General features: G+C 40.6%; 8 protein-coding genes. All 8 read left to right on the top strand.

Features of this window, described 5'->3' with window-relative positions:
- The first annotated feature begins 105 nt into the window (after positions 1 to 105).
- The 8 genes from CHB71_RS18605 to CHB71_RS18570 all read left to right on the top strand — a co-directional run bounded on the left by CHB71_RS18605 (position 106) and on the right by CHB71_RS18570 (position 5,563).
- Positions 106 to 744 (top strand): hypothetical protein, encoded by a 639-nt coding sequence (locus CHB71_RS18605; protein ID WP_089358476.1) that lies wholly within the window; start codon positions 106 to 108, stop codon positions 742 to 744.
- A 244-nt stretch (positions 745 to 988) separates the two neighbouring features.
- Positions 989 to 1,636 carry a tetratricopeptide repeat protein gene (locus tag CHB71_RS18600; protein WP_089358475.1) on the top strand — a complete coding sequence of 216 codons (648 nt, stop codon included), beginning with the start codon at positions 989 to 991 and terminating at the stop codon, positions 1,634 to 1,636.
- Between the two features lie 838 nt (positions 1,637 to 2,474).
- Positions 2,475 to 3,062 carry a hypothetical protein gene (locus tag CHB71_RS18595; protein ID WP_089358474.1) on the top strand — a complete coding sequence of 196 codons (588 nt, stop codon included), beginning with the start codon at positions 2,475 to 2,477 and terminating at the stop codon, positions 3,060 to 3,062.
- A gap of 253 nt (positions 3,063 to 3,315) precedes the next feature.
- Positions 3,316 to 3,804 (top strand): hypothetical protein, encoded by a 489-nt coding sequence (locus tag CHB71_RS18590; RefSeq protein WP_089358473.1) that lies wholly within the window; start codon positions 3,316 to 3,318, stop codon positions 3,802 to 3,804.
- A gap of 308 nt (positions 3,805 to 4,112) precedes the next feature.
- Positions 4,113 to 4,349, top strand: coding sequence for a hypothetical protein (locus tag CHB71_RS18585; RefSeq protein WP_089358472.1), 237 nt, complete (start codon positions 4,113 to 4,115; stop codon positions 4,347 to 4,349).
- Complete coding sequence (locus tag CHB71_RS18580; protein WP_089358471.1) at positions 4,333 to 4,557, top strand: hypothetical protein; 225 nt, start codon at positions 4,333 to 4,335, stop codon at positions 4,555 to 4,557. The genes CHB71_RS18585 and CHB71_RS18580 overlap by 17 nt, the downstream gene beginning before the upstream one ends.
- 256 nt (positions 4,558 to 4,813) lie before the next feature.
- Positions 4,814 to 5,167, top strand: coding sequence for a hypothetical protein (locus CHB71_RS18575; RefSeq protein ID WP_089358470.1), 354 nt, complete (start codon positions 4,814 to 4,816; stop codon positions 5,165 to 5,167).
- Positions 5,168 to 5,170: 3 nt separating this feature from the next.
- Positions 5,171 to 5,563, top strand: coding sequence for a hypothetical protein (locus CHB71_RS18570; protein WP_144017496.1), 393 nt, complete (start codon positions 5,171 to 5,173; stop codon positions 5,561 to 5,563).
- Positions 5,564 to 5,866 lie beyond the last annotated feature (303 nt).

Below are 5,866 nucleotides of genomic sequence, written 5' to 3'. Positions count from 1 at the left end.
AGTGCGTATCTGAAACTTTGAATGCACCAGCAGATAAGCTACTTTTATCGCAATTAATTTAGCTCGGAGGCCACAGCGCTATATCTGAGCGTTAGCGACAATACTATGTTCTATAGCAAGTCAGTCATACTAATTCTAATTGCAACTGCTTGCTCTCCTAAAGCCATTCCCTTTGACGAACAGTATAACAATAACACAGAATGTGAGTGTCAATCAAATGAACAAAATGACCATTCAACCTCTCTTGACATCTGGAAAAAGTATGAAAACCACGCTATTAGAAGAGAACATTTTAACAGCTTAAAAAAAGAGTGGGAACTTCTGAACGATCCACCACTTGGATATTATTCTGATTACGAATTCAGATTCACAGAACTAGCAACATTTGGAACTGGAAAAACGATTAGAGTCTTCTTGAAGGACAGTACAGCGACCTTTATGTTAAGAGAACTAGACAAGGATTTGATTGTAATTAATATGCAGTTTCGAACTAAAGATTATTGGAGCAACTTCAATAAAAAGCTTGATAGCTTATTTTGGAACCAACCATTCGACAGTCAAGAAATGATTGCAGTAATGGATGGTTCAACCTATTACTTCGAAGGTTTTACCCCAGAACGAGAACATGCAATCTATAGATATCCACGATCAGAATATCAAGATCTTATGGAACAATTCTATCTCCCATTAATTATCCATTTTAACTGCAAATCAAGCAAGAAGAAACAGCTAGACTGTCGCTAACAGTTGCTAGCACGAATGCGCCTGAGCATCCTTCTGCCAGATTCATCTGATCTTCACCGCTCCGCTACCCATTCTGAAATTGCTTCTCTCCTAGCAACTGTCTTGCTTCTGGATTTTGTCTTTCTAATTGCAGTGTTTCATAGCTACCGTTGTAGGTGTTGGGCAGCTGCGCTATCTTAGCTTCTTTCTGCCATGCTCGGGGCGCACTCCTGCTAGCGTGGCGTTGTAGCGCATACGCAGTACTATGAAAAAACTAACACTTCTGACAATTATCCTAACGATCTTGTTAGCATCTTGCAACAGTCAAACTAAGATTGAGAAACTAGGGCAAGAAGGCACGCAACTATTTGAACAGGGTGATGCATTTGGTGCATTATCTAAATTCGAAGAAATAATTAAAATCGATGATCAGATTGCAGAAGCTCACCTTAGGAAAGCCGATTGCTTGGATTATTTGGCTGATTACAGAAGTAGCATTGAGAGCTATTCAAAAGCAATTCAACTAGAACCAAAAAACAAGATTGCGATCTACAATAGAGCTTTAACTTATGAAAAAATTGGCGAGTTTGAGAACGTTGAAGATGATTACAAACTAGCTATTGATACTGACCCATCTAACTCATCTGATCCAGATAATAAACTTATTTATCATAACCTCGGAATTCTATACGGTCAACTAAATAATTTAGATAACGCAATTGAAGCATTTTCAAATGCGATTGAAATTGATCAAACTTACGCAGATGCTTACCATAACAGAGGATACGCATATCAACTTCAGGGTAAGCACGAACAGGCAATTGAGAATTTTGATGCTGCTATCAACTTAAAACCTAACGATCTAGATTATCAAGACTCGAAGAAGAGGTCTCAACAAATGATGGAGAAATAGATAAAAACGCGCTACAACAAGCACTAGCGCGAATATGCCTGTGTGCATTCTGCCAGTTTCAGTGCAACTTGACCGCTTCTCCGCCCATTCTGCTACTTTCATTTCCCCTCGCTCCTTTCTTCTTTCTGGATTGAGACTTGTGGAACGCAGTTCTTCATAGAAGCCGTTGTAGGTGTTGGGCAGTTTCGCTAGTTTAGTGCTCTTTACAACTAGTGGGCATACTCTCGCTAGCTGAGCGTTATATTTCACTCGTAGCTTTCTTAGGCTTTTGTAAAAGGCACTTCGCCTCTAATTTTAGTTAGTGGTGGCGCTTAGTACCAGCCGCACGTCACACAAGGCCAACGCTCGGCCGACCCGATCCCCCCTCCCTGGCTAGAGCATCGGTTTACAATTGTTCCATTTCATTAGATCCTTATGCAGATTAGCTTCTTTCAGCTCAGTTTGGAGTCACGCCCAGCCGCCAACCCTATCCGCCCTATCGTCCCGCGCCATTCTGCCCGCTTGCACCACCTGTGCTTCGAGCATGGTTCAACTCCAATTCGCACTAGCAGCGTGTGTGAGATCAGCGAATAGCAGCGTTTCATCGCAGGGTTGCGAAAACATAACAAACGATAAAGGCACATGGCTAGAAGTAGCCAGAGTACATTGCATCAGCTACGCCCGTTCAATCTGCGCAGTGTTTAGACTGGTGTGCATCTGATCTTTTGCAGTCGGAGCAGTTATCTTCAGAACGTGTCGCTAAGAACCCGTTGTGTGCTTCCGCAGATTTCACTAATTTCAACTTTTCAAATTCTAGATATAGCCACGTGCTTTATCTGGGCGTTAGGCTCAATTCCGCATGCTACGAAAATTTCAAGCACTTTTCATCCTTACTCTTCTAACCAACTGTGGTGCCTCAGAACCAAGTGGAATAGAACTACCACATTCAGAGTTGTTATCAACAGTTATTTGGTATGATAACTTTACTATTCATACATATACTAACGATACACTTTTTCGCAACTGCGGTTACGAACTAACTCTTGAACCAAAAGATTCAAGTGATTCTTATAACTATATCTCCAAGAACGCGAGACTTCTTAAAAACCAAGAGAATAACTATCAATTTGTAATTGAAGCCCAAGATGACCCTGCCGAACTTTTAATTATAAGAAATAACAAGGACTCAACATTTATCAAATTCAAATCTCCATTTCTCCCTAAGCCAACTTTAACCAAATCAGTAAAAAACGATTCTATAGTAATTTCGGTTGTTTTCATTGACCCCAGAATAGGAAGTTTACTACCGTATGACACAAGATATCAATTAAGCTATCATGGTCAACTTTACAACTCTATAACTCTACACAAAGATCAACAACAGACAACTCAACTTGAAGTCATTAGGGTTAACTATCGAAATAAAAAAATACCAATAATACTCTAAAAAAGAGCCTAACAGGCACTAGCGCGAATATGCCTGTATGCTTTCTGCTAGTTTCAGTGCAATACGACCGCTTCACCGCCCATTCTGCTACTTTCATTTCCCCTCCCACCTTTTGGTCTTTCTGGATTTAATCTTGTGGAACGCAGTTCTCCATAGAAGCCGTTGTAGGTGTTGGGCAGTTTCGCTAGTTTAGTGCTCTTTACAACTGGTGGGCATACTCTCGCTAGTTGAGCGTTATCCTCAATTATCTTCTATGCGCATATTGGTCGAACGAACAAGAACTGAACTGCTAATTATAGCCTTTGTAGTACCTACTCTTGCTGCTGTCATTAGCCGAATTCTCGATTTCAACCTTGTAGACTGGAACTCTGTTGCACTTATCTTGGTAACTCTTTGGTGGCTAGCCTCAGCAAACCTCCTTAACAAACAGAAAGGTAAATTTGACCTGACGCTTTCAAAAATTGCTGGAACAGTGATGATTGCAATTCTAATTACTGACTTGCTGTTCATAGATATCAACGGCACGGGAACTGAACAAACAATCATCGTAACAATTCTGAATATTCTATTTCCACTTTGTGGTTTTTACCTTGTTTACATCCTAACTCGGATCCATGGGGCAACTGTAAACAATCATGAACCAACTGGATTTGAGATTTTTCCGAATTTCATCTTCTTCATTCTCTATCCAATTGGCATATGGAAATTCCAACAGGGAATAACCGAAGTGGCTAAAACATGAGGATAACAGGCGCTAGCGATTATATGCTAAAGTGCTTCTAGAAATGGATTATTAACTTGACCGTGTTTTTAAATTAATTTATGCTACCATCACCCGACTATCCTGGCAATACCGGTAAAATAGACAGATCCAAAATGACGATTTGGAAGAACTGTCTATTACCCTTTATCATACTCGGCGCAGTTATTGCGTTGATTATATTCTTAAGCATTCAGTTTGGATGGAATTAATTTAAAACCACTATTTTAGTGCTATTGGCAGCTAGCGGGCATACAATCGCTAGCTTATCGTTATAGAGCATAATCACCATGCGCAAAAAGATATTGACCTACTCGTTTTACTTTCTAACTCTCCTAACTCTTGTGATTTATAACTTCATCACTAAGACCGAGGCGGAGAAGTATGAACAGGAGTACGAACAAGTCCTGAACAACAACTCCGAGTCACTTGAACTCTTTGAAGAACTCTATGCTAAGGAAGATAGCATTGTAAAACTCAGTAACAGAATTAACAAACTAACGAACCAAGATGGACAAGAAGACTGACTGGGTTAAAAACGTATTTGTAGTGCTGGTTGTAGTTTTAGCGTACAACATCGGACAGAACACTAACGAACGTGCTAACAACAAAGAAGCCTACGAACAAGCTTCATATCTCGTGAACAACGAACTTGATGAGACGAAAGCAAAAATTGTAGCCAAGGATAGTCTGATTCATCGACTGAACTCAGTAATTGAACTGCTCGAAAAATAAGCTCTATAACAAGTGCTAGCACGAATGCGCCAGAGAGCTTTCTGCTAGTTTCATCTGATCTTCACCGCTCCGCTACCCATTCTGAAATCGCATCTCTCCTAGCAACTGTCTTGCTTCTGGATTTTCACTTCTAAACGCAGTTCCTTGTAGATGCCGTTGTAGGTGTTGGGCAGCTGCGCTATATTAGTGTCTTTCTGCCATGCTCGGGGCGCACTCCTGCTAGCGTGGCGTTACCACCAATAAGAATCCAGAACCAATGACACTGCTTTACGTCTTTTTAGTTTCATTCGTCATTTGGATTATCTTCAAGATTCGATATTTCAAGAGAGAACAAAAACTCTATCAAACTGCCTTAACTGATTCATTTAAGACTATTGTACCAGCACCTCAACTGAAAACAAGGAATTCATATGGCTTTCCAAGTTTTGAAGTAACGTTTAAGAACGAAACCCTTTTGAAACAGGCAGAGGATAGCGGCTTAACACAAAATTTTATTGAGAGAATTAAGCAGATTCATTTCAACTTCAAAAAATTCGATGCGGAAAGAGCAATCTATTTTACTTGGGAAGGAAGAACTCACACAATCATCTCACCAGATCAACAAACGTAACTTATGAAGAAGTTTTTCAAGACAAGGAACATCACTTTCACCATATCGATACTTATGAACATCGGAATGGCCGGAATTCTTGGAATTCGCGCATTTAACGAACCAACACAAAAGCGAGGAATCTTAACTAAAAATGTGAAGGTTGGGGTTTTTACTGGTGAAGATGTGCTATTTGAACTTCCAAAAGGGCTAACAGTTGAAGATGCATCACCCCGGGGACTTGCGGCAATTGGAATGTTTGAACCCGAACGTTTTTCTATTGTAGTGACCTCTGATTTTGCTGATCTTGTGAACTATGATGCAGACTCATCCGAGCTGCAACTTTTTGGGAACATCTATTCTGCCGACTACCCCCCCAATGCAGAAACGGAAATAACTGGTGGTAACAATCGCTAGTACGAATGCGCCAACTGCCATTTTGCTGATTTCTGTGCGAACTTCACCATGAATCTACCGCTGGGATAGGTCTGTGCTTTCTACTGACTTCAGTTTGCAGGATTTTCATCTTTCTGGACGCAGTGGCATTCTGGATACTTTGTGAGCACCGGCAGATTCATTAGTTTTATCGGAACTTGCCAAGCTCGGGGCGCACTCCTGCTAGCTTAGCGTTACACACCATCTTCTTCAGGTCGTAGAAACATAACGACAAAGTTTACTTTCAACGAAACTTTTCTTAGCTTAGCCGAGTTAACATAAATG

It is taken from the genome of Ekhidna lutea, assembly GCF_900188325.1.
GTDB lineage: Bacteria > Bacteroidota > Bacteroidia > Cytophagales > Cyclobacteriaceae > Ekhidna > Ekhidna lutea.
This window is presented reverse-complemented; position numbering and strand designations above follow the sequence as displayed.

What these genes read in the sequence shown, in the direction of transcription:
- CHB71_RS18580 (WP_089358471.1), top strand. Translation starts at nt 4,333, where the DNA reads ATGGACAAGAAGACTGACTGGGTTAAAAACGTATTTGTAGTGCTGGTT.
- CHB71_RS18605 (WP_089358476.1), top strand. Translation starts at nt 106, where the DNA reads ATGTTCTATAGCAAGTCAGTCATACTAATTCTAATTGCAACTGCTTGC.
- CHB71_RS18585 (WP_089358472.1), top strand. Translation starts at nt 4,113, where the DNA reads ATGCGCAAAAAGATATTGACCTACTCGTTTTACTTTCTAACTCTCCTA.
- CHB71_RS18600 (WP_089358475.1), top strand. Translation starts at nt 989, where the DNA reads ATGAAAAAACTAACACTTCTGACAATTATCCTAACGATCTTGTTAGCA.
- CHB71_RS18595 (WP_089358474.1), top strand. Translation starts at nt 2,475, where the DNA reads ATGCTACGAAAATTTCAAGCACTTTTCATCCTTACTCTTCTAACCAAC.
- CHB71_RS18575 (WP_089358470.1), top strand. Translation starts at nt 4,814, where the DNA reads ATGACACTGCTTTACGTCTTTTTAGTTTCATTCGTCATTTGGATTATC.
- CHB71_RS18570 (WP_144017496.1), top strand. Translation starts at nt 5,171, where the DNA reads ATGAAGAAGTTTTTCAAGACAAGGAACATCACTTTCACCATATCGATA.
- CHB71_RS18590 (WP_089358473.1), top strand. Translation starts at nt 3,316, where the DNA reads ATGCGCATATTGGTCGAACGAACAAGAACTGAACTGCTAATTATAGCC.